Origin of the sequence: Chromobacterium sp., assembly GCF_041912965.1 — a bacterium.
Classification (GTDB): domain Bacteria; phylum Pseudomonadota; class Gammaproteobacteria; order Burkholderiales; family Chromobacteriaceae; genus Chromobacterium; species Chromobacterium aquaticum.
In genome coordinates this window covers 39,068-64,783 of record NZ_JAYSGF010000030.1, presented here as the reverse complement: position 1 = coordinate 64,783, position 25,716 = coordinate 39,068, and the positions used below count along the sequence as shown (strand labels likewise).

24 protein-coding genes are annotated in these 25,716 nt (G+C 68.5%); 12 read left to right on the top strand and 12 right to left on the bottom strand.

Annotated elements, in window-relative coordinates; all coding sequences use genetic code 11:
• The first annotated feature begins 289 nt into the window (after positions 1-289).
• Positions 290-844, top strand: a complete 555-nt coding sequence (locus ACE3QM_RS16020) for a cysteine hydrolase family protein (RefSeq protein WP_374423261.1) — start codon at positions 290-292, stop codon at positions 842-844.
• Between the two features lie 21 nt (positions 845-865).
• Complete coding sequence (locus ACE3QM_RS16015; RefSeq protein WP_231462400.1) at positions 866-1,252, top strand: VOC family protein; 387 nt, start codon at positions 866-868, stop codon at positions 1,250-1,252.
• On the opposite strand, the gene ACE3QM_RS16010 is transcribed toward ACE3QM_RS16015, so the two are convergent.
• From ACE3QM_RS16010 to ACE3QM_RS15955, 12 genes are read right to left on the bottom strand one after another with little or no spacing between them, the layout of a single operon-like run.
• Positions 1,176-2,642, bottom strand: a complete 1,467-nt coding sequence (locus tag ACE3QM_RS16010) for a lipid II flippase MurJ (RefSeq protein ID WP_374423258.1) — start codon at positions 2,640-2,642, stop codon at positions 1,176-1,178. The two genes, ACE3QM_RS16015 and ACE3QM_RS16010, sit on opposite strands and share 77 nt — an antisense overlap.
• 13 nt (positions 2,643-2,655) lie before the next feature.
• Positions 2,656-3,516, bottom strand: a complete 861-nt coding sequence (locus ACE3QM_RS16005; protein WP_374423256.1) for a hypothetical protein — start codon at positions 3,514-3,516, stop codon at positions 2,656-2,658.
• Positions 3,513-4,943 carry an O-antigen ligase family protein gene (locus ACE3QM_RS16000; RefSeq protein ID WP_374423254.1) on the bottom strand — a complete coding sequence of 477 codons (1,431 nt, stop codon included), beginning with the start codon at positions 4,941-4,943 and terminating at the stop codon, positions 3,513-3,515. The genes ACE3QM_RS16005 and ACE3QM_RS16000 overlap by 4 nt, the downstream gene beginning before the upstream one ends.
• Positions 4,940-6,046, bottom strand: a complete 1,107-nt coding sequence (locus ACE3QM_RS15995; protein ID WP_231465576.1) for a glycosyltransferase family 1 protein — start codon at positions 6,044-6,046, stop codon at positions 4,940-4,942. The genes ACE3QM_RS16000 and ACE3QM_RS15995 overlap by 4 nt, the downstream gene beginning before the upstream one ends.
• Positions 6,030-7,274, bottom strand: coding sequence for a glycosyltransferase family 4 protein (locus ACE3QM_RS15990; RefSeq protein ID WP_374423251.1), 1,245 nt, complete (start codon positions 7,272-7,274; stop codon positions 6,030-6,032). The genes ACE3QM_RS15995 and ACE3QM_RS15990 overlap by 17 nt, the downstream gene beginning before the upstream one ends.
• A complete protein-coding gene (locus ACE3QM_RS15985; RefSeq protein WP_374423249.1) occupies positions 7,271-8,584 on the bottom strand; it encodes a beta-galactosidase in 1,314 nt (437 codons plus the stop codon). Before ACE3QM_RS15985 ends, ACE3QM_RS15990 begins: the two co-directional genes overlap by 4 nt.
• A complete protein-coding gene (locus ACE3QM_RS15980; protein ID WP_048408174.1) occupies positions 8,577-9,761 on the bottom strand; it encodes a glycosyltransferase in 1,185 nt (394 codons plus the stop codon). The genes ACE3QM_RS15985 and ACE3QM_RS15980 overlap by 8 nt, the downstream gene beginning before the upstream one ends.
• Positions 9,758-11,752, bottom strand: a complete 1,995-nt coding sequence (locus ACE3QM_RS15975; RefSeq protein ID WP_374423246.1) for an exopolysaccharide transport family protein — start codon at positions 11,750-11,752, stop codon at positions 9,758-9,760. The genes ACE3QM_RS15980 and ACE3QM_RS15975 overlap by 4 nt, the downstream gene beginning before the upstream one ends.
• A 14-nt stretch (positions 11,753-11,766) precedes the next feature.
• Entirely contained in the window at positions 11,767-12,573 is an 807-nt protein-coding gene (locus tag ACE3QM_RS15970) for a polysaccharide biosynthesis/export family protein (protein ID WP_374423244.1), read from the bottom strand.
• 13 nt (positions 12,574-12,586) lie between these two features.
• Positions 12,587-13,501, bottom strand: coding sequence for a glycosyltransferase family 2 protein (locus ACE3QM_RS15965; RefSeq protein WP_374423242.1), 915 nt, complete (start codon positions 13,499-13,501; stop codon positions 12,587-12,589).
• Positions 13,498-14,961 carry a mannose-1-phosphate guanylyltransferase/mannose-6-phosphate isomerase gene (locus ACE3QM_RS15960; RefSeq protein ID WP_374423240.1) on the bottom strand — a complete coding sequence of 488 codons (1,464 nt, stop codon included), beginning with the start codon at positions 14,959-14,961 and terminating at the stop codon, positions 13,498-13,500. Before ACE3QM_RS15960 ends, ACE3QM_RS15965 begins: the two co-directional genes overlap by 4 nt.
• Before the next feature lie 7 nt (positions 14,962-14,968).
• Positions 14,969-16,396 carry an undecaprenyl-phosphate glucose phosphotransferase gene (locus ACE3QM_RS15955; RefSeq protein WP_374423238.1) on the bottom strand — a complete coding sequence of 476 codons (1,428 nt, stop codon included), beginning with the start codon at positions 16,394-16,396 and terminating at the stop codon, positions 14,969-14,971.
• A 236-nt stretch (positions 16,397-16,632) separates the two neighbouring features.
• On the opposite strand from ACE3QM_RS15955, the gene ACE3QM_RS15950 reads away from it, so the two are divergent.
• From ACE3QM_RS15950 to ACE3QM_RS15905, 10 genes are all read left to right on the top strand, one after another.
• Positions 16,633-16,812, top strand: coding sequence for a DUF3460 family protein (locus ACE3QM_RS15950; protein ID WP_048408168.1), 180 nt, complete (start codon positions 16,633-16,635; stop codon positions 16,810-16,812).
• Positions 16,813-16,884: 72 nt separating this feature from the next.
• Positions 16,885-17,553, top strand: a complete 669-nt coding sequence (locus ACE3QM_RS15945) for a class I SAM-dependent methyltransferase (RefSeq protein WP_231465057.1) — start codon at positions 16,885-16,887, stop codon at positions 17,551-17,553.
• Between the two features lie 274 nt (positions 17,554-17,827).
• Positions 17,828-18,238 (top strand): biopolymer transporter ExbD, encoded by a 411-nt coding sequence (locus ACE3QM_RS15940; RefSeq protein ID WP_048408166.1) that lies wholly within the window; start codon positions 17,828-17,830, stop codon positions 18,236-18,238.
• Positions 18,235-19,119, top strand: a complete 885-nt coding sequence (locus ACE3QM_RS15935; protein ID WP_374423235.1) for an energy transducer TonB — start codon at positions 18,235-18,237, stop codon at positions 19,117-19,119. Before ACE3QM_RS15940 ends, ACE3QM_RS15935 begins: the two co-directional genes overlap by 4 nt.
• A 105-nt stretch (positions 19,120-19,224) precedes the next feature.
• A complete protein-coding gene (gene tolB, locus ACE3QM_RS15930; protein ID WP_374423232.1) occupies positions 19,225-20,514 on the top strand; it encodes a Tol-Pal system beta propeller repeat protein TolB in 1,290 nt (429 codons plus the stop codon).
• Between the two features lie 14 nt (positions 20,515-20,528).
• Positions 20,529-21,056, top strand: coding sequence for a peptidoglycan-associated lipoprotein Pal (pal, locus tag ACE3QM_RS15925; protein ID WP_231465051.1), 528 nt, complete (start codon positions 20,529-20,531; stop codon positions 21,054-21,056).
• A 108-nt stretch (positions 21,057-21,164) separates the two neighbouring features.
• Positions 21,165-21,302: a hypothetical protein gene (locus ACE3QM_RS15920; protein ID WP_374423230.1), complete on the top strand. Its 138-nt coding sequence runs from the start codon at positions 21,165-21,167 to the stop codon at positions 21,300-21,302.
• Between the two features lie 65 nt (positions 21,303-21,367).
• On the top strand, positions 21,368-22,111 hold the full coding sequence (ybgF, locus tag ACE3QM_RS15915) for a tol-pal system protein YbgF (protein ID WP_374423228.1): 744 nt from the start codon (positions 21,368-21,370) through the stop codon (positions 22,109-22,111).
• A 335-nt stretch (positions 22,112-22,446) separates the two neighbouring features.
• Positions 22,447-24,114 carry a hypothetical protein gene (locus tag ACE3QM_RS15910; protein WP_374423226.1) on the top strand — a complete coding sequence of 556 codons (1,668 nt, stop codon included), beginning with the start codon at positions 22,447-22,449 and terminating at the stop codon, positions 24,112-24,114.
• Between the two features lie 27 nt (positions 24,115-24,141).
• Positions 24,142-25,620, top strand: coding sequence for a S8 family peptidase (locus ACE3QM_RS15905; RefSeq protein WP_374423224.1), 1,479 nt, complete (start codon positions 24,142-24,144; stop codon positions 25,618-25,620).
• Positions 25,621-25,716: the final 96 nt, after the last annotated feature.

The following is a 25,716-nucleotide window of genomic DNA, read 5'->3' as shown; positions in this document are numbered from 1 at the left end:
GAGGGGGGATGGAAGGGGGCGGCGGCCCGCCCCCTCCCCGTTCGCCGGGCGGAACTGGCCCTAAATCATCATCCGCGTAGCGGATTCATAAAGATAAAACACTACCAAGGGGAGTAAACCCCTCCACAAAACCAATCCCAAATCATCATCCGCGCAGCGGATTCAAACTAGCGAAAGCCCAGCCAGGGCTTTCGTCCTACACACTCACCTTATCGCTTGCCACAACCAATCGGCACACCCCGCCTCCCCTGCTACACTAAACCCCCGCCATGACCCCAGCATCACCGCCATGCACACCGCCCCCGCCCTCATCATCATCGACATGCAACAAGGCATGAGCCACCCCGAAGCCGGCCCGCGCAACAACCCCCAGGCCGAAGCCAATATCGCCCAACTGCTGCACGCCTGGCGCCAGGCCGGCGCGCCGCTGGTCCACGTGCGCCACATCTCGCGCACCCCGGGATCGCCGTTCTGGCCCGGCCAGCCCGGCGTCGAATTCCAGCCAACACTGGCGCCGCTGGCCAGCGAACAGGTGATGGAAAAGAACGTGCCGGACGCCTTCGCCCACAGCGGCCTGGAACGCTGGCTGCGCGTGCGCGGCATCGAACAGCTGCTCATCGTCGGCGTCAGCACCAATAACTCGGTGGAAGCCACCGCCCGCAGCGCCGGCAACCTCGGCTTCCACACCCTGGTCGCCGCCGACGCCTGCTTCACCTTCGCCAAGGTGGACTACGCCGGCACCCCGCGCAGCGCCGACGAGGTGCACGCGATGGCGCTGGCCAATCTGGACGGCGAGTACGCTCGCGTCGTGCTGTGCGCCGACATTCTGCGGCAGCTGCAATAAACCCTGATCAGGAGCCCAACCATGCAATTCGCCTACACCATTCTCTACGTCTCCGACGTCGCCGCCTCGCTGGCCTTCTTTGAAAACGCCTTTGGCATGAAGCGCCGCTTCCTGCACGAATCCGGCGATTACGGCGAGCTGGACACCGGCGCCACCACGCTGGCCTTCGCCGCCCACCCGCTGGGCCGGATGAATCTGCCGGAAGGCTATGTGGCGGCGGACGCCTCGCCGCTGCCGCTGGGCATGGAGATCGCGCTGACGACCGACGACGTAGCAGCCGCCCACGCCCAGGCCTTGCGCCACGGCGGCGTTGAGCTGCAAGCGCCCTCGCTCAAGCCCTGGGGTCAGACGGTATCCCATTTGCGTTGTCCGGATGGCTTGCTGTTGGAGTTGTGCTCTCCGATCTAAAACGCCAGCCCAGCCCCAACAGCAGCACGGCCCCGGCCAAGGCGGCCAGCGCCAGTTGCGGCCACGGGCCAAAGCCGCGCAGCGGAAACAACAGCAGGCCGGCGGCGGCCAGCGGTACGGATGCCGCCAGGCCCTGACGCGCCAGCCTTGGCAGCAAGCGCTGGCCCAGCCGGGCGGCGAGCAGCGCGCCGGTCAGCCACACCCCGGCCAAGGTGGCCAGCGCCAGGCCGGGCAAGCCCAGCCAGCGCGGCAGCGTCAGCAGCAAGGCGGCGCTCAGCGCGCTGCCGGCCAGTTCCAGCGCCAGCGGGCCGCGGGTGTCGCCGCCGGCGTAGCAGTAGCGCGCCAGCAGCGCGTTCCAGGCGCCAAACACGATGCCCGGCGCGTACAGCGCCAGCAGCAGCGGCAGGCCGCTCGCCGCCAAGCCACCGGGCAGCAGCAGCGCCACCAGCGCCGGCGCGGCGCCGATCAGTCCGGCCGCCGCCGGCAGGGTCAACAGGGTGCAGGCGGCCAGGCCGCGCTCCAGCAGCCGCAGCCGGTCCGCGCCCAGCGCGCCGCTCATCTTGCCCAACAACACCTGGTTCAAACTCATCAGCGCGATCAGCGGCAGATTGATCAGCTTGCGCGCCAGGTTGAGCAGGGTAATCGTCCCCTCGCCCAGCAGCGAAGCGGCCAAACGTTCCAGCAGGCCCAGGCCTTGGCTGGCGGCGCCGCTGGCCAGCAGCGGCCATAGCTGCCGCCAGGCCTGAATGACTTCGCCACGGCCGGCGCGCAGCCAGGGCCGCCAGCCCAGCCGCCAGTTGCCGGGCAGCAGCGCCGCCGCCATCAGCAGGCTGCCGGCCAGAAAACATTGCGCCAGCGCCGTCGCCGTCGCGGCCGGCCCGGCCCAATACAGGTAGAACGCCGCCGGCAGATTGAACAGCAGCGAACCCAGCCCGGCCAGCAGGAAGCGGCCCTGCGCTTGCAGCGGCACCGCCAGCACCGCCTGGGCCAGCAGGCCGGGCGCCAGCCAGGCCAGCCAGCGCAGCGCGGCGGCGGCCAGCTCGGCGTGAGCGGCGCCGATGCCGGGCGCCAGCGCCCGCGTCAGCCACGGCGCGGCCAGGCTCAGCAATGCCGCCAGGCCCAGGCCGGCGCCCAGCCAGTGGCGCAGCTGGCCGGCCAGCCAGCCGCCGCGCCGTTGCGGCGCCTGCGCCTGCCACAAGGGCAGCAGCGCGGCGGACAGCAGGCCGCCGGCCAGCAGGGTGCGCAGCGCTTCCGGCAGGAACATCGCCACCAGGAAGGCGTCGCTGCGGCCGCCAGCGCCCCAGGCGGCCACCAGCAGCCACTCGCGGGCGAAGCCGGCCAGCAGGCCGCTCAGCGTGGCCAGGGTCAAGAGCGCGGCGGGACCGAACATGGGCTCAATGCCATCAGTGGAACAGGGTGAACAGGCCTTTGCCGCCCACCTTGTAATTGAGATCGCGCGGCCGTTCGCCCATGGGCTTGGCGCCGCTGCCGCCGACGATCTTGTACGGCGCCACTTCCTTGCCCACCACGGTGTTGGCGGTGACCACCGCGCCGCGGCCGATGCGCGCGCCGTGGCCGATCAGCGCGCCGGTGGCGATCCAGGCGTAATCGTCGATATAGACCGGCGCCGACACCGACCAGAATTCCGGCGCGTTCAGGTCGTGGCTGCCGGCGATGATCTTGGCGTAGGAGGCGATGGCGACGTGATCGCCGATGATCAAGCCGGCGCGCGCGTCCAGCAAGCAGTGCCAGGCCACGCAGCTGTCCGCGCCGATGACCAGATTGTTGACGCCCAGCACCTCGGTGTTGCGCCACACGCTGGAGCCCTTGCCGATGCGCGCGCCGCCCAGGCGCAGCCAGGCCAACCGCAGATGGTGGGACGGCAGCTTGTTGATCAGGATGTTGTAGCCCTGCTCCCAGGCACGCAGCCAGCGGTCCTTGAAAGTGGCCCAGTTGAGGCCGTAGCGCGGCACCAGTTGGGTGGGCACTTCGTCGCGCAGCATGGCGTAGAAACGGCGCGCCAAGGGATGCGGGATGCGGCTTTCCATATTGACGGAGACGATGGACACGCGCGGTTCGGCGGCGTCGCCCTCCTCGAAGGCCACGTTGTTGGCCAGCATCCAGTCGTAGGCGGCGGCCAGTTCCGCCGCCGGCGTGTTCAGGCGCGCGGCGTAGCCGTCCAGCCGCGCGCGCAGCGCGCTGCTGTGGTAGATGCGGTGGCGCAGCGTCAGGGCCTGCACGGCGGGAAGATCGGTCGCTTTCATCGCGGTGTCGCTTTCGGATCAACGGTTATCGGGCCGGACGGCGCGGCGCCGTCCAGCAACAGGGGATCGCCGCGGCCGGCCAGCCGGCGCGCAGCTTGCAGATTGATGCCCATCAGCAGCCAGAACAGGCCGATCAGCACCATGGTGAAGCTGTAGTAGTGGTCGAAAAAACCAGTCAGCAGCGCCGCCAGCAAACCGGACAAGGTGCCGAGCCAGACCGCGCGCTCCGGGTCCAGCACCGACAACGGGCCGCGCGGCCGCGCTTCGCGCCACCAGGCGATGGTGACGGCGACGAATAGCAGCATGCCGGGCGCGCCCAGCTTGTAGACGAAGTTGAGCCACAGATTGGAGATGCCGAGCAGGCCGCTGTCCGGCGGCGGCGGGTCCACCTTGAAGCCCAGGCCCAGCGGATAGGCGCGCACCGCGTCGGGGAAGCGGCGGTATTCGTCCATGCGCACTTCAGTGCTGGCGTTGCTGGCGGAGAAGGTGGTGGCCAGGCGTTCCTGCAAGGGCGGATAAAACAAGACCAGGGCCAGGCCCAGCGCCGCGGCCAGGCCGATGAGGGGGCGGGGGGGCGGCCCGCGCCGCCAGCTCAGCCACAACAACACCAGCGCCAGGCTGACGATGGCTCCGCGCGAGATGCTGAACAGCAGGCCAGCGGCGCCCAGCAGCGCCACCGCCATGCCCAGCACGCGGCGCCAGCCCTGTTGCGCCAAGCTGTAGAAGAAGGCCAGCGGCAGCATTAGCGCCAGCGCGCCGCCGGTGAGATTGGGATGCACCCAGGGCGAGGCCATGCGGGTGTAGTTGGCGGAGAAAATGTCGCGCACCGCTTCCGGGTGGGCGTAACGCAGTTTTTCCAGCACCGGAATAAAGCTGTTGGCGTCGCGGTCCTTGAGGAAATAACCGATGGACAGCAGCAGCATGGCCAGCGTGCCCAGCAGCAGCATCACGATCAGTCGGTCGCGGCTGCGCGCGTCCGGCAGCAGCAGCGGCGCCAGGAACAGCGCGGACAGACTCAGCAGCCAGCGCGCCCAGTTGACCGGCCCGTTGCCGTCGGCCTGCACCATCAGCTGGCCCGCCAGGAAGGGCAGCAGGCTGAAGGCCATCAGCCACAGCAGCCGCTGTTCGGCGCGGCCCTGCGGCCATTGCAGAACGCCGACCGCCAGCCGCGGCAGCGCGCCCAGCCAGGCCAGGCCCAGCAGCGCCTCGGACACGGTGATGCGCACGCCCAGCTGCACCGTGGTATAGGGCATCAGGCAGGCCGCCAGGCCGAAGCCGGCCAGGCCCAGCAGCGGCTGGCGCAGCACCGCGCACAGCGCGCAGCCGGCGGCCAGCGCCAGCGTGGCCACGGCCGGGCCGAGCAGGATCAGCAGGCCGCCGAACAACAGGCCGCAGCCGGCGGCGAGCGCGCGCGTCAGCGGCGTCATGCCAGCACGCCGTCCAGCAGCGGACCCAGCCGGGCGGCGTAGGCCTGCATATCGTATTCCCGCGCCCAGGCGCGGTTGGCCGTGGCGCTGCCGTCCGGCCCGGCCTCGGCCAGCTTGCTCATCAGCGCTTGCAGCGCGCCGGCGTCGTCGGGGGCGAAGCGCGCCGCCTGCGGCGGGGCGATTTCATCCAGCGCCGAGCCGGTGGCCACCGCCACCGGGGTGCCTTGCGCCAGCGCTTCTATCACCGGCAGGCCGAAGCCCTCGGCGTAGGACGGCTGCCACAGCCGCTCCGCCGCCGCGTACACCGCGCGCAGGGTGGCGTCGTCCAGCTCCTTGAGCCAGATCAGGCCATCCAGCCGCCGCAGTTCGGCCGGCAGCTCTTGCGGCCGCGCCACCAGCGCCAGCGCCGGCAGGTCCGGCTGGCGCTCGCGCGCCTGCCGCCATTGCTCGACGAACCAGGGCATGTTCTTGCGTGGCTCGCGCGCGCCCACCGCCAGCCAATAGCGCGCCGGCAAGCCGGCCGGCAGCGGCGTGGCCGGGTCCGCCGGCCGCCAGGGCACGGCGTTGGGCAGCACCGCCAGCTTGGCGCGCTGGCGCGGAAACAGTTTGGCGGCGGCCTGCGCGGTGTAGCGCGACGGTGTCCACACCGCGTCCGCCAGCCGCAGCGAGCGCGCGGTGCCGGCCCAGTCGATCAGCCGGTAAGCCAGCGCGCGCGCTAGGCTGGCATGGTAGTTGTCCAGCGTCAGCTGGAACACATCGTGCAGCAGCAGCGCATAGCGGGTGCCGGCCGGCGCGCCGCAGGGCGGCAGGCCGGTATTGGCGGTGGCGATGTAAAGGTCCAGCCGCTGGGCGCGGATGGCGCGCGGCAGGAAGCGCACCTCGAAATGAAAACGCTCGCGCGGACGGTGCAGGCCGTCCGCCGGGCTGGGCCGCGCCGGGCACTCGGCCAGCCGCCGATGCGGATGGTCGGCCGGGCAGGCGGTGAAGCGCAGCACTTCCACGCCCGGCCGTTGCAGCAGCGCCGCTTCCAGCGCCAGCACCTGGCGGGCGATGCCGGACCAGGGCGCGGCGGTGACTGGACGGTAATCAAGGCCGACGCGCATGACGCAGCTCCCGGTAAATGGTTTCCAGTTGATCGGCGGCCACGCTCCAGTCGTGGCGGCGCGCGGCATAGGCGCGGCCGGCGGCGCCCAGGCCGGCGGCGCGGTCCGGCCGGCTCAGCAATTCCGCCGCCGCCGCCGCCAGTTGCGCGGCGTCCTCGCCCAGCAGGCAGTCGCGGCCATGCTGCAAGGCCAGGCCGCTGACGCCCTGCGGCGTGCTCAGCAACGGCAAGCCGGCCGCCAGCGCCTCCAACACCTTGAGCTTGGAGCCGCCGCCTTCGCGCAGCGGCGCGATGAAGGCCGCGGCGCGGCCTTGCTGCGGCGGCAAGGCCGGCACGAAGCCCTGCCATTCCAGCCGCGCGTCCGGCCAGCGCCGCGCCCAGCTCTCCGGCATCGCGTGGCCGCACACCGCCAGCCTTGCCTGCGGCAGCAGCCGCCATAGCCGCGGCATGATCTCGTCGGCCAGCCATTCCACCGCGTCGCGATTGGGCGGGTATTCGAAATTGCCGACGAAGAGCAAGCGCTGGCTGTCCAGCGCCGGCCGCACCGTGGCGAAGGCGGCCGCGTCCACGCCATTGATCACCACGTCCACCAGCCGGCCGCTGCGCCGGGACATCTCCGCGGCGTCTTCCCAGGTGACGGCGGCAACGCGCTCGGCCGCGCCCAGCGCGGTTTCCTCCCAGCGCCGGTAGCGCCAGCGGTCCCACAGCACGAAGGGAGCCAGCCAGCGCGGCAGGCCCTGGTAGGTGGCCGCGCCCAGCGTGGATTCGACATTGTGCTCGGTCAGCACAAAGGGCTGGCGGCGGCGGCGCAGTTCCGGCAGAAAGGGCTGCAAGGCGTAGCTGTGCTCGATCTGCACCACGTCCCACGGCTGTTCCAGCAGTTCGCCGAAGGTGCGGCGCAGCGCCGGCGCCAGACCGTTGACGCTGGCCAGCAGCGGATAGGGCGCCAGGGCGGCGGCCAACAGGGTCAGCGGGTGTTTGAGCGGCCGGCGCGGCAGCACGATCAGCCGCTCGGCCACGCTTTCCAGTTGGCGGCGGCTATCGGCGCCAAGCGCGTCCTTGCTCTGCGCCAGCACGGTGATGCGGTGGCCGCGCGCGCTCAGCGCGCGCAGCAAGTGGAATTGGCGCAGCTTGCCGCCGCTGGTGGTGGGCCAGGGCAGATAGGGCAAGGTCCACAAAATGCGCAGCGGCGGACCGCCGGCGACGCTGGCAACGGGCTGCACATTCATTCTCGCCACTCCAGGATTTGCAATTGCGGCTTCACCGCCACCTTCAGCAGGCCGCCGACGGCGCGCAGCGCCTGCCGGCCGCCGCTCAAGGGCTGGTGCAGCGTGGCGCGGGGGATGCCCGGCAGCCGCGCCGCGCCGCCGCTCGCGCTCCAGAACATCCACAGCCGCGTGCCGTCCGGCTTGCGCCAGCCAATGCTGTAGAGATCATCCGGCGCGGCGTCCAGCTGCGGCGCCGGCGCCGGGTTCAGCCTGGGACCGGTGGCGGCGAGAAAGCGCGCCAGCGCTTGGTAGGCCGGCTTGGGCTTGCCGGCAAGGTCCAGCAGGCCGTAGCCGCGGTCGCGCACGCTGGCGCGCTGGTCCAGGTCCGACAGCGCGAATAGGAAGATGCGGTCGTAATCCAGCGCGCTCATCAGCGCCAGCCGGCGCAACAGATAATCCGCCTGGCCGTCGCGGCCGATCAGCTCCTGCTCTTCCTTGGGGCCGGCGTAGCTGGACCAGCCCCATTCGGTGGCCCAGATCGCCGGCGCCTTGACCTGGCGCAGCCGGGCGTTGATCTGCTGCGCGCGCAGCACGAAGTCGCGCGCCTTGGGATCGTCGCCTTCCGGCTGCTGGCTATAGGGGTGGTAGGCGACGATGGCGCCCAGGTCCAGCCCGCCCTTCTTGCCCAGTTCTTCCAGCATCAGGCCGCCGCGCACCGGCATCTGGCTGTAGTAAGCCATGCCGGCCATCACCACCGGCTTGCCGGGCGCGGCGCGGCGCAGCGCTTCCGCGCTGGCCTGCAGCAGGCGGCCATAGCCTTCCGGGCTGGGCAGCGGCCGCCAGAAGCCGGGCAGATTGGGCTCGTTCCACACCTGCCAGGCGTCCACCGCCGGATAGCGCTTGGCCAGCATGGCCATGCGCTTGGCGAACAGCTTGTTGTCCTTGGGCGGGAACTGGTCGCTGGGGCCGAGCAGCGGCAGCGCGCTGCTGGCGAAGGGAGCGGAGCCCACCAGGTAGAACACCGATTTGAGCCGCTGCCCCTTCAGCGTGTCCACCAGTTGATCCAGCGGCGCGAACACGAACTGGTTTTCCTTGGGTTCGTGGCGGTCCCAATGCAGGTCCACCCGCACCCATTCCAGGCCCAGCGCCTTGAGCTGCTGGATCTGGCCTTGGTATTGCGCCGGCGTGAACCACAGGAAATGAGCGTTGACGCCGAGGAAGTCGCGCCACACCACCGGCCGCGCGGCGGTCAGCCGGGTTTGTTCCGCCGGGGCAACGGCGCTGAACACGCAGCTCAGCAACAGAACGAGGCAGCGAGCGAGTTTAGTCATGACCGCGCTCCGTCAGCACCGCCTCGAACAGGCGGCGGAACTGCGCGGCCACGCTGGGCCAGGCGCGCTCGGCGCCCAGTTCGCCGGCGCTGGCGCTGTGCCGCGCCAGCCGCTGCGGTTCCAGCAGCAGGCCGCGCAGCGCCCAGGCCAGCGCGGCGCTGTCGCCCTGTGGATAGACTTCGCCATTGCCGTGGGCGGCTTCTTCGGCAAAGGCGCGCGCATTGGAACAGACCACGCCGCGGCCGCAGGCGGCGGCCCAGGACAAGGCGCCGCTGGTGCCGCGCATCTGGCCCAGCCAGGCCAGCTTCCGCGATTCGCGGTAGGGCAGCACCATGGTGTGGTGAGCCTGGATCAGCGCCGGAATCTGCTCCGGGGGCAGGTTCAGCCGCCAGTCCAGCATATTGCGGCGCAAGCCCAGGCGGATGGCGTGCTGACGCAGGCTGTCCAGATAGGAACCGGAGCGGCCGAAGGCGATGTCGGGCGCCGCGCCGCCGGCCAGGGTCAGCCGCACCCGGTCGCGGGTATCCGGCTCTTCCTGCAATAGCGCCAGCGCGTCGAGCAGGTCTTCTATGCCCTTGCCGCGATAGATGAAGCCGAAGTAGAGCAGCCGCAGCGGACCCTCCGGCGGCAAGGGCGGCAGCGGCGCGGCCGGCAGCGCCTGGTTGCCGTGCGGAATGCGGGCGACGCGTTCGGCCGGCAGCCGCATGCGCCGGGCCAGGCAATCGGCGCCGGTATCGGTCAACGTCACCAGCCGCGCCAGGCGCCCGGCCAGCCGGCGCTCGCGCGCCAGCGTCAGCGGGTCCATCAGCAACGCCGCGCCCTGGCTCAGCCAGCGCGGCCATTGCCGCGGCAGTCCGGGCGGCCGCCAGATCAGCCGTTCCGGATCGTGGACGGTGGCGGTGAGCTTGAGCCACGGCTGATGGCGCGCCAGCCACTCCAGCGCCATGAATTCGCGCTCGCGGCCGCCGCCCAGTTCGGCGTGCGCCAGTTCGAAACGGCTCCAGTCCACGCGCTGCAGCTGCCAGCCCAGTTCCAGCGCGCTCGCCGCCGGCGGCTGGCCGCTGAGCGGAGCGGCGACGCTGACGCCCTGCTCCTCCAGCGCCCGCCGCCAGACGGCGGCGTAATCGGCGATGCCGGTCTGTTCCGGCGGCAGCGGCGACAATAATGCGATTCTCATGTCCGCTCTCCCTTCAGCCGCGCCATCCGCCGCAGCCAGGCGGACGGAATCTCAAAGCGGCGGCGGTTGACGATGATGCCGTCCACCTGGCGGAAGGCGGTGCGCAGGATGGACAGGGCGTTGTCCACCATCGGCACGGTGGTGGCGCGCGCCTCTATCACCAGCAGAATCAGGTCGGCCCGCTTCAGCTGCACGAAGGCGCGCTGATTGCTGAGCAGCGCCGGCGCCTCGATCAGCGTCACGCTGCCTGGCGCGGCGCCTGCGTCGTCGGCCGCCAGCCGCGCCGGCACGCCGCGTTCGGCCAGCACGCGCAGGAAGTGGCGGGCGACGAAGCTGACGCCCTCGCCGCGCCGCGACGACACCAGGCCGATGACCAGGCCGTCGCGCGCCAGCTTGTCGGCCGGCAGTTGGCCGTAGAGGCGGTAGACGCCGGCCTCGAAGGCGGGCGGCGGCTCCACCCCCGGTTCCAGCTCCGGCAAGGTGCTCCACAACGGCGCCTGGAAGCGGCGCTCGACGCCGCCGCCGTCGTGGATGCGCTGGTCCAGCAAGTAGCACAGATAGAGCGCGAACAAGCCCACCGCCGCGCCGGCCGGCAGCGCCGCCAGCAGGATGGCCAGGCTCTTGGGAAACACCCGCGCCGGGCTGAAGGTGGCTTGTTCTATCACCGCGATATTGCTGATGCGGCTGTTGTCCAGTTCGCGGTCTATGCGCGCCTTTTCCAGGCTGTCGCGGTAGAGCAGGTAGTTCTTTTCCGCCACCGCCAGATTGCGCTCCAGCCGCGACAGTTCCGGCTCCACGCCGAGGATGCGCGCGCGTTCGTCCTTCAGCGCGGCGATGGTCTTGTCGTAAGCCGCCACCTTGGCCTTGAGCTCGCCGGCGCGCATGCCGCGTTCCAGCTTGCCGCGTTCCAGCAGGTTGACGAGGTCATTGGGCGCGCGGTTTTCCGAGCGCTGCACGGTGTCCTTCTGCCGCGCGATCAAGGCCTTGATCGCGGCGATGCTCTCATCCAGTTCGCGGATGGGCGGCGCGTCCGGCAGATAGGTCTTGAGCTTGTCCAGCCGCTCCAGCTCCAGGCCGTTGAGCTTGAGCTTGAGATCCTGCTGTGCCGGATTCAGGCTCAGCTCGCGCTCCTTGGTGATTTCACGCGGCAGCTTGCCGCCGCTGGCCTGGGCATTGGCGATGCCGCCCTGCACCGCCATCCATTCCGCCTGATCGGCGCTGCGCGCCGCTTCCAGCTTGTTGAGCTGGTCGGTGAGGCTGTCCAGCCGCTCCTTGGAGCTGATGCCGTCGATCTGGCGCAGTTGCTGGCCGATCTGCGCCTTGTAGCCGGCGATCTGCGCGGCCAGCTTGCCGCTTTCCGCGTCGTAGAACTGATACAGGCTCTTGCGGCCCAGCGCGCGGCTGCGCTCATCGATGTACAGCGCCAGCCATTTGGCCAGCACTTGCCGCGCCACCTCCGGGTCGTCCCAGCTGAAGGCGATTTCCATCACCGCCGAGCCGCTCTGGTGGCTGACGCTGAATTGTTTCTCCAGCTTGGCCGCCAGCCGTTCCGCCGGGGTCTGCGCCTCCACCAGCCCAAGCAGCGCCAGCGCGTCGCGCGCCCAGTCCAGCACCGCGGACGCCGCCTGCTTCAAATGGAATTTCAGGGTTTGCCAGCCGCCCTGCGGCGGCGGCGCGCGCATCTCGCTCAAATAGTATTCGGCCACCTGATGGATGATGGGGCGGCCGGTCAGCAGCTTTTCCTCGTCGACGATGGGGTCGCGCTGGGTGCTGGGTGCCACCAGCGTCTGGCGGTCGGCGTATTCGATGGGCAGGGTGCTGGTATCGCGGCCCGGCTTGACCAGCAGCCGCGCCTCGGATTCGTAGCGCGCCGGCAGCAGGAAGGCGCCCAGCACCGCCACCAGCACGGTGGCGGCGAACGCCCATTTGAATTCGCGCCGGTAGATGAAAAACAGGCGGGCCAGGTCGCGGAAGGAACGGATTTCTATCATGTCTGGGTCGCCCGCTAATTGCCGGCCTTGATGGTGGGGTTGTTCTGAATGTTGACGTTGTTGCTGCCCTTGCCGCCCAGGTCGTAGTTGAGGCCTATGCCTATCGCCTTGGAGAACGGCAGCAACTGGTTGACGTACATGTCCACGCCCTCCACCGCCTTGCCGATGGTGGACTTGGGCACGAACACGATGTCGCCGCGCTGCAGCATCACGCCGCGCCGTCCGGCGGCCGGGTCCAGCATGCGCGCCAGATCGCTGAAATAGATCTGGTACAAGCCGGCCTCGTCCATGCGCAGCAGCGCCACGTGTTCGCTGTCCGCCGACGGCAGCACGCCGCCGGCGCCTATCACCGCCTGCTCGATGCTGGCGGCGGCGCTCAGTTCGAAAGCCGAGGGATTGCGCACCGCGCCGCCGACGAAGACGCGGTTGCCCGGCGCGATGGCGATGTTGACGGTGACTTGCGGCTGGCGGTACAGCGTGGACAGCCGCTCGGTGATCTCCGCGCCAATTTCCTCCGGCGTGCGGCCGCCGCCGCGCACGGTGCCGGCGTGCGGGTAGGCGAAGCTGCCGTCCGGACGCACGAAGAACAAGCTCATTTCGTCCTTTTCCGCCGGCGATTGCGCGTCGCGGACGATGCGCAGGGTGTCGCCGTTCATCACCCGCGTCACCGGCGGCGGCAGCTGGCTGATGTCGCGCAGCGCCAACTGCCGCGCCTCCACGGTCTTGCCGTCCGGCAAGGCGATGGTGCTGGGGGTGGAACAGGCGGCCAGCCCGCCGCACAGGGCGAGCAAGCTGAATAGAGGGAGGCGGTGTGTCTTCATCGCGGGTCCAGATTCATTTCCAATAGCCGGGAAACAGGCTGAGCCGGCGCTTGAGCGCGGGCGGCAGCCAGCGTTCGGCGTGGCCCAGCCGGTAGCCGGTCAGCTTGAGCGCGCTGCGCAGCAGCACTTCCGGCTGCCGCCACGGCTGGCCGGCGCCGCGCACCGCGGCCAGTTCCGAGCGCAGGAAGCGCCGTCCTTCGCCGCCGGCGCGGCCGAAGTGTTCGGCGATCCAGCGCTCGCGGCTGTAGAACACGCCGATGTCGAAATAACGGCGCATTTCTTCCAGCAGGCCGTAGTCGTGGGAGTGATGGACGCGGGCGTCTGCCTCGTAGCGCACCGCCCAGCCGGCCAGCAGCAGCCGGCCGGCGACATGGGCGTCCTCGGTGCCGATCACGTCGGCGGGAAAACCGCCGACGGCCTTGAGTGCCGCGTGGCGGTAAGCGGCGAAGGAATCGGAACTGAAACAGGTCTTGATGCCCAGCTCGGCGGCATCGGCCAGCCGCTTGGTGCGGCTGAGCGGCGGATAGTTGAAGCGGCGCGCGTGCGCGCCGAGCAGGCCGGCGTCCGGCTGCGGCAGCTGGCGGCCGTAGGCGACGCCGATATCGTCTTCCGCCAGCACCGCGTCGCGCAGCCGGCGCAGCGCGTCCGGGTCCGCCGGTATCGCGTCCTGGGTCAGGTAGATCAGCACCTCGGCGCGGCACAACTCGCTGGCCAGCCGGCGGGTGCCGCCGTGGTTGAAGTCCGCCGCGCGCACCGACACCACGCTGGCGCCGGCGGCGAGCAGGCGCGCCTTGCTGTCGTCGCTGGACTCGCTGTCCAACACCAGCCATTCGTCCGGGCGCAGGCTTTGCGCCGCCAGCGCCGGCAGCAGCCGGTCCAGATGGCGGCCGGCGTTGCGCACCGGCAGGATCAGCGCGGTGCGGCTCACGGCCGTGTCTCCGTGCGGCCGTAGTCGTCGGCGAAGCGCACGATGTCGTCCTCGCCCAGGTATTCGCCGCTCTGCACTTCGATCAACACCAGGTCGATCAAGCCGGGATTGCTCAGCCTATGTTTTTCCCCGGCCGGGATGAAGGTGGATTCATTGGTGTACACCAGCCGTTCCGTGTCGCCATGCGTCACCCGCGCGGTGCCGCTGACCACGATCCAGTGCTCGCTGCGGTGGTGATGCATCTGCAGGGACAGGGACGCGCCCGGCTTCACCACGATGCGCTTGATCTTGTAGCGCTCGCTGTCGGCCAGCACGGTGTAATGGCCCCAGGGCCGCTGCGAACTCAAATGCTCTCGCCAGCTGGGGTGGCCTTGCCGCCGCAGCCGGCCGCTGAGTTCGCGCACCTCCTGACAACGCGAGCGGTCCGCCACCAGCAGCGCGTCCGGGGTGTCGACCACCACCAGATTGTCCACGCCCAGCGCGGCGATCAGCCGGCCGCGGCTCTGGATGAAGCAATCGCGGCTGCCTTGCAGCAGCGCTTCGCCGCTGACGCGGTTGCCGTCGGCGTCGGCGGGAAACTGCGCGGCCAGGCTGTCCCAGGCGCCGATATCGCTCCAGCCCAGCTCGCACGGCACCACCGCCGCCGTCGCGATGCGCTCCATCACCGCGTAATCGATGGAAATATCCGGACAACGGGCAAAGCCGGCGCGGTCCAGCTCGCGCTGGCGAACGCCGCCGTCCTCCACGGCCCGGCTTGCCGCCAGGCTGGCTTCCACGCCGGCCAACACTTGCGGCGCATGCTCGGCCAGCGCCGCGCGCAGGCTGGCGGCGGCGAAGCAGAACATGCCGCTGTTCCACAGATGGCGGCCATCGGCCAGATAGCGCTCGGCGGCGGCGAGGTCCGGCTTTTCCACGAAGCGCGCCACTTCCAGACCATCCGCGCCGATGGCGGCGCCGGTTTCGATATAGCCGAAGCCGGTTTCCGGCCGGCTGGGTTTAAGACCGAAGGCGACGACGCGGCCGGCGGCGGCCAGGCGCGCGGCCTGCTCAACCGCGGCGGCGAAGGCGGCTTCGTCGCGGATAAGGTGATCCGCCGGCAGCGCCAGCAGCAGCGGATCGGCCGCCGGATCGCGCGCCAGCAGGTCCGCGGCGGCGGCGGCCAACGCCGGCGCGGTATTGCGCCCTTCCGGCTCCAGCAGCAGTTCCAGCGCCAGGCCGCCGGCGTTGACCGCCTGGCATTCGTCCAGCGTGCGGAAGCGGGTTTCCTCATTGGCGACGATCAGCACCCGGCGGACGCCGGGCAGGCTCGCCGCGCGCAGAAAGGTCTTTTGCAACAAGCTCTGGTCGTCGGCCAGGCGGATGAAGGGCTTGGGAAAGGCCTGGCGCGACACCGGCCACAGCCGCGAGCCGGCGCCGCCGCAGACGATGCAGGGAATGAGCTCGGGAACGGGATTTTGCATGTTTGCCTCAATAAGCCGCGTCGGCCGACAGCACCGCCGGAAGGGTGCGGATCAGGATGTAAAAGTCGAACCACAGCGACCAGTTCTCGATGTACTCCAGGTCGTATTCCACCCGTCGTTCTATCTTGGCCAGGGTGTCGGTTTCGCCGCGGTAGCCGTTGACCTGGGCCCAGCCGGTGATGCCCGGCTTGACCCGGTGGCGGGCGGTGTATTCGCTCACCGCGTCCTCGAACAGCACGCCGGCGGCCTTGGTGGCGGTGGCGTGCGGCCGCGGGCCGACCATGGACATGCTGCCGCCCAGCACATTCAGCAGCTGCGGCAATTCGTCTAGGCTGGTCTTGCGGATGAAGCGGCCGACGCGGGTGACGCGCGGATCGCTGCGCGTGGTTTGCGCCTCGGCGTCGGCATCGGCCTGCTCCACGTACATGGAACGGAATTTGTAGACCTCGATCAGGCGGTTGTTGTAGCCGTAGCGCTTTTGCCGGAACAGCACCGGTCCCGGTGAATCCAGCTTGATCAGCAAGGCCAGCAGCAGCATCAGCGGCGCGGCCAGCGCCAGCGCGACGGCGGCGAGCAACACGTCCTCGCAGCGCTTGAGCAGCGGCGACCAGCCCTTGAGCGGCAGCTCCGAGATATTGAACATCGGCAACCCAGCCACCGCGGTCACCCGGTGATGCGCGTGCTGCAGGCCGGCCATGTCCGGCGCCAGCAGCACCGTCACCGGCAAGCGCCGCAGTAGGCTGACCAGATCGCCCATCCGCTCCACCGCCGACCACGGCAGCGCCACCAGCACCAGCTGCGCCTGGCCGGCGCGCACCATGCGCTCCAGCTGCGGCATATCGCCCAGATAAGGCAAGCCGGCCATGCCAAATGCCTGCCTGTCGGTGCGGTCGTCGACATAGCCGACCAGCCTGGCGCGAATATCGGCGTTCTCGGTCAAATAAGCGGCCAGCCGGTTGCCGCTGGCGGTGCAGCCCAGGATCACCGTCGGCAGCAGGCCGACGCCGCGACGCGCCAGCCGCCGGCACCAGCCATGCAGCGCCAGCCGCGCCAGCAGCAGCAAGGCCAGCGTCGACGCGTACCAGCCCAGCAGCGCCTCGATCGAAGCCGCCGCCAGCAGGGGCAGTTGGCCGCCCACCAGCATCAGCGCGATAAAGGCCAGCGACCATGCCGTCGCCTGCCTGCGCAGTTGCAATTGCCGGCCGAACAGGCCGGAGCCGTACAGGCCCAGCGCCTGGAAGGCCAGCAAGGTCAGCACGCCGGCGAAGGACAGTGTTGCCGCCAGCAGGCCGTGCAGCGGCGCGCCCGACTGCGCCAGCCAGACGCCGCCGGGCGCCAATACCAGCGCCAGGTGCAGCAAGCGCACCAGCAAGCGCATATAGGTCAAGGTTTCGGCCCGCGCCTGCACCAAGCTGTCGACATTGCGAATAAGCATGATTAAAAACCGTTTAGTTTAATTTTATTAAACAATTAACTGAGATCAATTTATAATTTATGTTTAATGTCTTTAAACAATACGTGCAATATGCGTCAAAATGACCCTGCTTGCAAACAGGACTTGATCGATGACGCCCCGAAACGGGCAAGGTGTTGCGAAAAACGCGAGGCAGGCTGACGAAGCCGCGATTTATCGTTTAAAATCACGGCATCAGCCATAGAGGGAACGATGTGATGTATCAGTCCGATTTCACCAAGTTCATCAACGGTTTCCTGGATCAGCACCCGGAAGTGGACAGCGAGCGCCGCGAACTGCGCCTGACGCTGTGGGACCGCCAGCCAAACCTGGATGACCGCCGCCGCTGGGATGAATCCCGCGTGCCGCAGAAGCCCTACGTTTACCAGCCGGAATAAGCCCGGCTCCCGCCTGACCCGACGCCCGCGCCGCGGGCGTTTCTGATTGCACCGCATCGGATTGCAGCACACATGACCAGCCGCACCGTGGCGCTTGACGGCGCCTTGCACGACTACCTGCTGAGCATCAGCCTCAGCGAACACCCAGTGATGCGCGACTTGCGCGAATTCACCGCCACCCATCGCATGGCCAAGATGCAGATCGCGCCGGAACAGGGCCAGTTCATGGCCTGGCTGGCGCAGCTGATAGGCGCGCGCCGCTACCTGGAAATCGGCGTGTTCACCGGCTACAGCGCGCTAGCGGTGACGCTGGCGATGCCGGAAGACGGCCGCACGCTGGCCTGCGACGTCAGCGAGACCTTCACCGCCGTCGCCCGCGACTACTGGGCGCGCGCCGGCGTCGCCGAGCGCATCGAACTGGTGCTGCAGCCGGCGCTCGCCACCCTGCGCCAGCAGTTGGACGCGGGCCAGGCCGGCCAGTACGACCTGGCCTTCATCGACGCGGACAAACCCGCCTACCGCGACTATTACGAGGCCTGCCTGCAGCTGGTGCGCCCCGGCGGCGTGATCGCCATCGACAATATCTTCCTGTCCGGCCGAGTGGTGGAGCCCAAGCCGGAGGACCCGCCCGGCGTGCACCTGATGCACGAATTCAACGCCAGCCTGAAGCACGACCCGCGCATCCGCATGTGCGTGCTGCCGGTGGGGGATGGGCTGACCCTGTGCACACGGCTGGCCTAAGAACCTGTTCACGATCTGCTGCGCGTCGGCGGGTTGGATAGAAATGGGCGTTGAAACCAAGCTCAGTGCTCATGTACCACGAGTACATTCCGCTTTTTCGCTTGTTTTCGCCTTGTCTCGCCTTAGCTCGCTAGATCGTAAACACGTTCTAAGCGCCCCCAGGCCGGCGCGGCCATGAACTTTTCATGATCCGCCGCGGTCTGACCCGCTTACCCCGGACACCCGGCCGGAGCCCGGTGTATCATGACCGCTTGCCAACGCTAACAGACGCTCCATGCTCAATCGCCGTCCCCGCCGCCAGATGAACCAGATGAACGTCGTGCCTTACATCGACGTGATGCTGGTGCTGCTGGTCATCTTCATGGTGACCGCGCCGATGTTCACGCCCGGCGTGATCGAAGTGCCCAGCGTGTCCCAGGCCACCAGCATCGACACCCGTCCGCTGGAAGTGACCGTGGACGCCCAGGGCAAGATTCAACTAATAGACAACGACCGCAAGACCGACGTCGCCTCCGTCGCCGACCTTGCGGTGCAAATCCAGGCCTTGGGCGCGGCCGAGCGCCCGGTGGCGATCTCCGCCGACGCCAACCTCAAGTACGCCGAAGTGGTGCAAATCGCCGACAAGCTCCACCAGGCCGGCGTCAAGCGCGTGGCGCTGACGGTCAAGCAGCAGAAGCAGGGATGATGGCCGCAGTGTCCACCTCGCCGCGCCCCTGGTCGCTGATCGTATCGGTGCTGCTACACGTCGCCGTGGTCGGCCTGCTGCTGTGGGGCGGTTTCCATTCCCAGACCTTGCAGGAACAGGCGCCGGTGGCGCTGGAGCTGTGGACCACCGCGCCGCCGCCGCCGCCCGCGCCCGCGCCCGCGCCCAGCGTCGTGGCCGAGCCCAAGCCCGCACCAGTGGTGGAACCGCCGCGCCCCGCCGTGGCGGAGCCGCCGGCCGACGTCAACCTGGGCCGCAACAAGAAACCGCCGGAGCCGCCCAAGCTCAAGCCTGAACCAAAACCCGAGCCTAAGCCGGAACCCAAGCCGGAGCCGGTGAAAAAGCCCGAAGCGAAAAAAGCGGACAAGCCGGCCGAGAAAAAGCCGGAAGCCAAGACGCCGCCCGCGCCGGCCGCCAAGCCACAGGCCAAGCCCAAGCCGTCCAAGACCTACAACCCGGAAGCCGACGATCTGCTGGCCAGCCTGGACAGCCCGCGCACCAGCGGCAAGGCCAATGCGCGCAGCGACCAGGCCGGCTCGCCCAATGGCGTGGCCGGCGGCGCCGCCAACGGCTCCTCCGTTGCCAAGGCCGGCTGGATCAGCCGGGTCAAGGCCAAGATCACCCCGCTGGTGCAAGTGCCGCCGGACTTGTCCGGCAATCCCAAAGTGGTGCTGCAGGTCTCGCTGCTGCCCTCTCTGGAGGTAAACCGGGTACAGTTGCTGCAAAGCAGCGGCAGCAAGGCTTATGACGACGCGGTGCAAAGGGCGATCTGGGAGGCCAAGACCTTCCCGGCCTTGCCGCCCGGCGCCAGCTTCAACGACGGCTATCGGCAATTCAAGATGGAATTCCGTCCCAAATCATAAGACAAACGCATGATCGGGCGCGCGCGGAGCGCGGGCGGAGCCGGGACGGGCCTTGCCGCCGCGCACCGCGGCTTAGCATGCCACTTGATTGACTTGAGGGAACTAATGTCCAGCTTCAAAACTCTGTTGAATATGCTGCTCGTCACGCTGGGCCTGTTGGCCGCCGGCGGCGCGCAGGCGGAAATGACCATCGAGATCGTCGGCGGCGGCGCCAACCGCCACGCCATCGCGGTGGTGCCGTTCAAGGATGAAGCCAATGCCCAGGGCGGCCTGAGCCCGGTAATCAAGAATGACCTGACGATTTCCGGCGCCTTCCGCATGGTGGACACCGCCGGCGTGGCCAATGTGCCGTTCGAGCCCGCCGACATCCGCTACCCGCTGTGGCAGGCGGCCGGCGCGCAGTCCGTCGCCATCGGCAAGGTGGAAGCGGCCGGCGGCGGCCAACTGAAGATCAGTTTCCGGCTGATGGACGCCGCGCAGAAGAAACAGCTGACCGGCGGCGAATTCACCGTCACCCCGGACCGTGCCCGCCAGGTGGCGCACGCGATCGCCGACATGATTTACGAGGCGATCACCGGCCAGAAAGGCTTCTTCAACACCCGCATCGTCTATGTGTTGAAAACCGGCGGCAGCTATCTGTTGCAAGTGGCCGATGTGGACGGCGGCCGCGCCCAGACCATTCTGCGCTCCAGGGAGCCCATCATCTCCCCAAGCTGGAGCCCGGATGGCGGACGCATCGCCTATGTGTCGTTTGAAAGCAAGAAACCGGTGGTCTGGGTGCAGAGCCTGGCCACCGGCCAGCGTTTCGCCGCGGCCAACTTCAAGGGCAGCAACTCCGCCCCGGCCTGGAGCCCGGACGGCAGCAAGCTGGCGGTGGTGCTGACCACCAGCGGCAACTCGCAGATCTACGTGATCAACGCCAACGGCGGCGGCGCGCGCCGGCTGATGTACAACGGCGGCATCGACACCGAGCCCACCTGGAGCCCGGACGGCGGCAGCCTGTATTTCGTGTCCGACCGCGCCGGCGGCCCGCAGATCTACCGCGTGTCCGCCGATGGCGGCAACGCCCAGCGCGTCACCTGGGAAGGCCGCTACAATGTGTCGCCCAAGGTGTCGCCGGACGGCAAGACGCTGAGTTTCATCCGTCGCGAGGGAGGCAACTTCCGCGTGATGGCGCAGGACCTGGCCACCAACGACAGCCGCGCGCTGTCGGACGGCGGCTATAACGAACGCCCGAGCTTCGCCCCCAACGGCCGCATGGTGCTATACGCCAGCGACGCCGGCGGCAAGAGCGTGTTGTACGCCGCCACCACCGATGGCGGCAGCAAAGTGAAATTGGCCGTGATCAACGGCGATGTACAGGACCCGGCTTGGGGCCCATTTAATCATCCTTAATTGGAGCTATTGCTATGAACTGGAAACAACTCGTCCTCGGCACCGCCACCGTAACCCTGCTGGCCGCCTGCGCCAGCACCAAGCCGGCCGACACCACCGCCGGCACCCAGCAGCCGACCACGCCGCAGACCACCGCGCCGGTGGACACCGGCAGCAGCAACCAGAACCAGGTTGCGGTGGACCCGCTGAACGATCCCAACAGCCCGCTGGCCAAGCGCAGCGTCTACTTCGCCTTCGACTCCTCCTCCGTCGACGCCAACGGCAAGCCGGTAGTGGAAACCCACTCCGCCTACCTGAAGCAGAACGCGGACAAGAAAGTCATCATCCAGGGCAACACCGACGCCCGCGGCAGCCGCGAATACAACCTGGCGCTGGGCCAGCGCCGCGCCGAGAGCGTGAAGAAGGCGATGGAAGTGCTGGGCGCCAAGGAAAGCCAGCTGGAAGCGGTCAGCTTCGGCAAGGAAAAACCGCGCGCCACCGGCAACACCGACGCCGACTTCGCCGAGAACCGTCGCGCCGACATCGTGTACCAAGGCCACTAAAAGCACTGGGTCTGTTTTACGACGCCGGCCCTCTGGGCCGGCTTTTAGAGCCTGTTCAAAATCTCGCGAGCTAGAGCGAGACAAGGCGAAAACGGCTGAGAAAGCGGAATGTACACCTGGTACATGAGCATTCGAAGCGGTTTTCAACGCCGTATCGCCGACGCACAGCAGACTTTGAACAGGCTTTTACAGCCGGACATCGGGCGGATGCGCTTTATCGCGCTTGCCGTTAAGATATCCGGCTGAATGCTTTTCCACCCATCATCGCGTCGTCGCCTCCGGGCCGGACGGCGGGACATCCCGGGACAACCATGAAACGGCTCACCCTTTGCAGCGCGCTGCTGCTGGTTCTTACCGGCTGCGCCACCACCGGCGATCTGGAAGAAACCCGCCGCCAGCTGGACCAAGTCAACCGCCAGGCGTCCACCCGGCTCAATGAAGTGGAAAGCAAGCTTTCCAATGAAAAGCTGCTGGAAATGGTCAGCCAGCTGGAAGCGATGAAGGCCGAAGTGGCCAAGCTGCGCGGCGATGTGGAAGTGCTGAACTACAATCTGCAAACCACGCAGAAACGCCAGAACGATCTGTACAACGACCTGGATGGCCGGCTCGGCCATCTGGAGAACAGCGGCGCCAAGCCGGCTGCGGCTCCGCACGGCGACGCCTCGGCTTCCGCGGACGGCGGCGCGGCCACCAGCCCGGATTACGACAAGGCGCTGAACCTGCTGCGCGCCCGCGATTTCGCCAAGGCCGCCGACGCGCTGCGCAGCTTCATCGAGCAGAATCCCCAAGCGCCGCAAGTGGCGGAAGCCACTTACTGGCTGGGCGTGTCCCATACCGCGCTGCGCCAGTACGACGCCGCCATCGACATCCACCGCCGCTTTGTCGAGCAATTCCCCGATCATCACTTCGCGCCGGAAGCCCTGCGCAATATCGGCAACTGCCAGCGCGACCTGGGGCAAATGGATCAGGCCAAGACCACCTATAAACGCCTGATCAAGCTCTATCCCAAGAGCGACTCCGCGCAGAAAGCCCGCCAGCAACTGGCAAAAATGTAACACTCCGGCCGGTCTCCCTCCGGCCGCCATGCCCCATTTTGACGCCGGCCCGTGTGGCCGGCTTTATCGTCCCCGCCATTTCCCGCCCTGCCCAAGCCGCTGATTTTCAAGTATAAAATTTAAACACCAATAATTATAACCATATAGTTAGCGCTCTCATGCACCAAAACGGCGCAATACTACGTCGTCATTTCTGATTTCCATCGCGCGCCGCATCGCCTTCCACATGTGTTTTTTCTTCAAAACATGCTTATTGCATGACAATATATTCCGTCCGGGTTATACCGCTCGGCGAAAAACATAAATAAATAATGTCTATCAAGGAGTTATCTGTGATGAGAAACACACAACATGCCGGAACCCGCTGGTTCCGGCTAGGCGTGATGGCAATCAGTATCGGGCTGATTGGCGGCCTGTCCGGCTGCGAAGACGACGGCAGCGGCAGCCAGCCCGGCGACGGTTCCAGCCACCATGGCGGCAGCGGCCGCCTGGCGGTGGATATCTTCGGCAACCGCGGCGGCGTGCTGACCGCGGTGCCCAGCGGCCTGTGCCTGGGCGAAGCCCGAGTGCTGTGGAGCAATGGCGTCCGCGGTTTCAGCACCGATGACAGCGCGCCGGATCAGCCGCTGACCGCCTCGGTCAGCTGCGGCTGGGTCAGCGCCAGCCAGACCCTGGTGCCGCAGAACGTGTTCAGCGCGCCGTCGGTGTTCGCCGTGCTCAAGCCGGACCGCACGCTGGCGGTCTGGGGCAGCCGTCGCCTGGGCGGCGATACCTCGGCCCTGCCCGCCCAACCGCAAAACGTGGTGGCGGTGGCCGGCAATGAACGCGCGATGGCCGCGCTGCAAGCCGACGGCACCGTCATCGGCTGGGGCCGCGCCGGCTCCGGCGCCAGCTTCGCCGGCCCGGTGGGCATAGGCAGCGCCGATGCCACCTCGCCGGTGGCGCCGCTGGGCAAGGTCGCCAAGCTGTGGCCCACCAAGCGCGGCTTCGTCGCGCTCAACAGCGACGGCAGCGCCAGCAGCTGGGGCAATATCGAAACCACCTTCGACGGCAACGGCGGTTCCAAGTCCATCTCCTCCTACTTCGACGCCGCGCGCCTGGCCGCGTTTAAGGATGTCGCCAGCGTCAGCCACAATCTGGGCGCGGTGGCGCTGCTGAAGAAGGACGGCAGCGTGCTCGCCTTCGGCGACCCCAACTCCGGCGGCGACGCCTCGCCGCTGGCGGCCAAGCTCAATAATGTGGCCAGCATCGCCGCCACCGACTACAACTTCGCCGCGCTGAAGAAAGACGGCAGCGTGGTGGTGTGGGGCCTGAACTGGGACGGCCAGACCAGCGACTACTACGACGGCAGCGAGCCGATGCCGGCCGGCGTCAGCACGGTGCAGACCAACCTCAACGTCTTCGCCGCGCTGAAGCAGGACGGCAGCGTCGCCACCATAGGCAGCGCCTACTTCGACCGCGGCGCCGACACCGGCCCGGTGGCCGCCAATCTGACCGGCGTCCGCAAGCTCTACGCCAGCAAGACCGCCTTCGCCGCCTTGCGCAAGGACGGCAGCGTGGTCACCTGGGGCGACGGCGCCCGCAACGACGCCAGCGGCGTGCAACACCAGCTCAACCGCGTGCGCTCCATCGCCGCCACCGAACTGGCCTTCGCCGCGCTGCGCCAAGATGGCAGCGTGGTGACCTGGGGCGACGAACTGCGCGGCGGCGACAGCAGCGCGGTGCGCCACCGCCTGCGCGATGTGGTGGCCGTGTTCGCCAACGACTACGCCTTCGCCGCGCTGAAGGCCGACGGCAGCGTGGTCACCTGGGGCGCGCCCACCCACGGCGGCGACAGCTCCGCCGTCCGCTCGCGCCTGGTGAACATCCGCGCCATCTACAGCACCCCGCTCGGCGGCTTCCTCGCCGTGGCCAAGGACGGCAAGTTCGTCGCCTGGGGCAGCCCGTCCGCCGGCGGCAACGCCCCGGCGGGTCTCGCCGCCATCCCCTACGTCAAGAACTAAGACATTGCCGCATTGGAGCAACAGAACATGAACCGCAAAACCTCGCTGTCCCTGCTGACCGCCGCGCTGCTGGCCGGCGCCGGCGCCGACATCGCCGCCGCGGCGCCCTCCGCCGCCGGCATCACCGGCATCATCGTCAAATACCACAGCGTCTCTCAGGTGCAACTGACCCAGGCGCGCATCGCCAACGGCGGCCGCGCCCCGTCCAGCCGCCCGGCGGATTTCGCCGCCCGCACCCAACGCGTGCAGCAACTGAGCGGCAGCCCGCTGCAGTTCCATCACCAGATGGGCACCGGCGCCTACGTCTATCAAAGCGGCAAGGCGCTGAGCGTGGCCGAGGCGCAAACGCTGGCGCGCAAGATCCAGCAGGACCCGGCGGTGGAATACGCCGAGCCGGACTTCATCATGAGCCCCAACTACCTGCCCAGCAGCCCGCTGTACGCGGCCAAGCAATGGGATATGCAGGCCAGCGCCGCCGAACCGGGCGCGATGAACCTGCCGGCGGCCTGGGACCTGTCGCAGGGCGCCGGCGTCATCGTGGCGGTGCTGGATACCGGCTACCGCCCGCACGCCGACATCAAGCCCAATCTGCTGGAGCCGGGCTACAACTTCATCTCCGACGCCAAGCGCGCGCGCCTGCCGGCGGTGGCGCAGACCAATGCCGACGGCAGCCCTCTCCTGGACAGCAACGGCCAGCCGGTGCAAAGCGCGCGCACCAACAACGGCCTGGACCAGGGCGATTACAGCGACGGCAGCCTGTGCCGCGCCGGCAATAGCAGCTGGCACGGCACTCACGTGGCCGGCACCATCGCCGCGGCCGCCGGCGACGGCAACGGCCTGACCGGCGTGGCGCCCAAGTCCAAGCTGCTGCCGCTGCGGGTGCTGGGCCAGTGCGGCGGCGCCAGCTCGGACATCGCCGACGCCATGTTGTGGGCGGTGGGCGCCACCGTGCCCGGCGCGCCGGTCAACGCCAATGTGGCGCGGGTGCTGAGCATGTCGCTGGGCGGCGCCCAGCCGTGCAGCCGCACCTACCGCGACGCCATCCAGCAGGTCAACGCCCGCAACGGCGTGGTGGTGGTGGCCGCCGGCAACGCGATGAAGAACGCGCGCAACACCAACCCGGCCAGCTGCCCCGGCGTGATCACCGTCGCCGCCAACGGCAAATCCGGCGGCATCGCCTCCTACTCCAACTACGGCGCGATGACCACCGTCACCGCGCCGGGCGGCGACCTCAACAGCGGCGATCCCGGCATCTACTCCACGCTGAACAGCGGCGCCACCGTGCCGGGCGCGGATAGCTACGCCGCCTTCCAGGGCACCTCCATGGCCACGCCTCATGTCTCCGGCCTGGTGGCGCTGATGCTGTCCGCCAACCCCGGCCTCAACTGGAAAGCGGTGCGCAATCTGCTGATCAAGACCGCGCGCCAGCCGGCGGCGGATTGCGAAGGTTGCTCCGCCGGCATCACCGACGCCGCCGCCGCGGGGCGCGGGGCCAAGGCTACCTAAAACACTCTTACTCTGCGCAGGGGCGCGCTCTGCCGTCGCGTGGCCGGCCCTGGCCGGACACCCGGCGGCCTTTTTGTCGCCGCTCCGCTTCAGTAT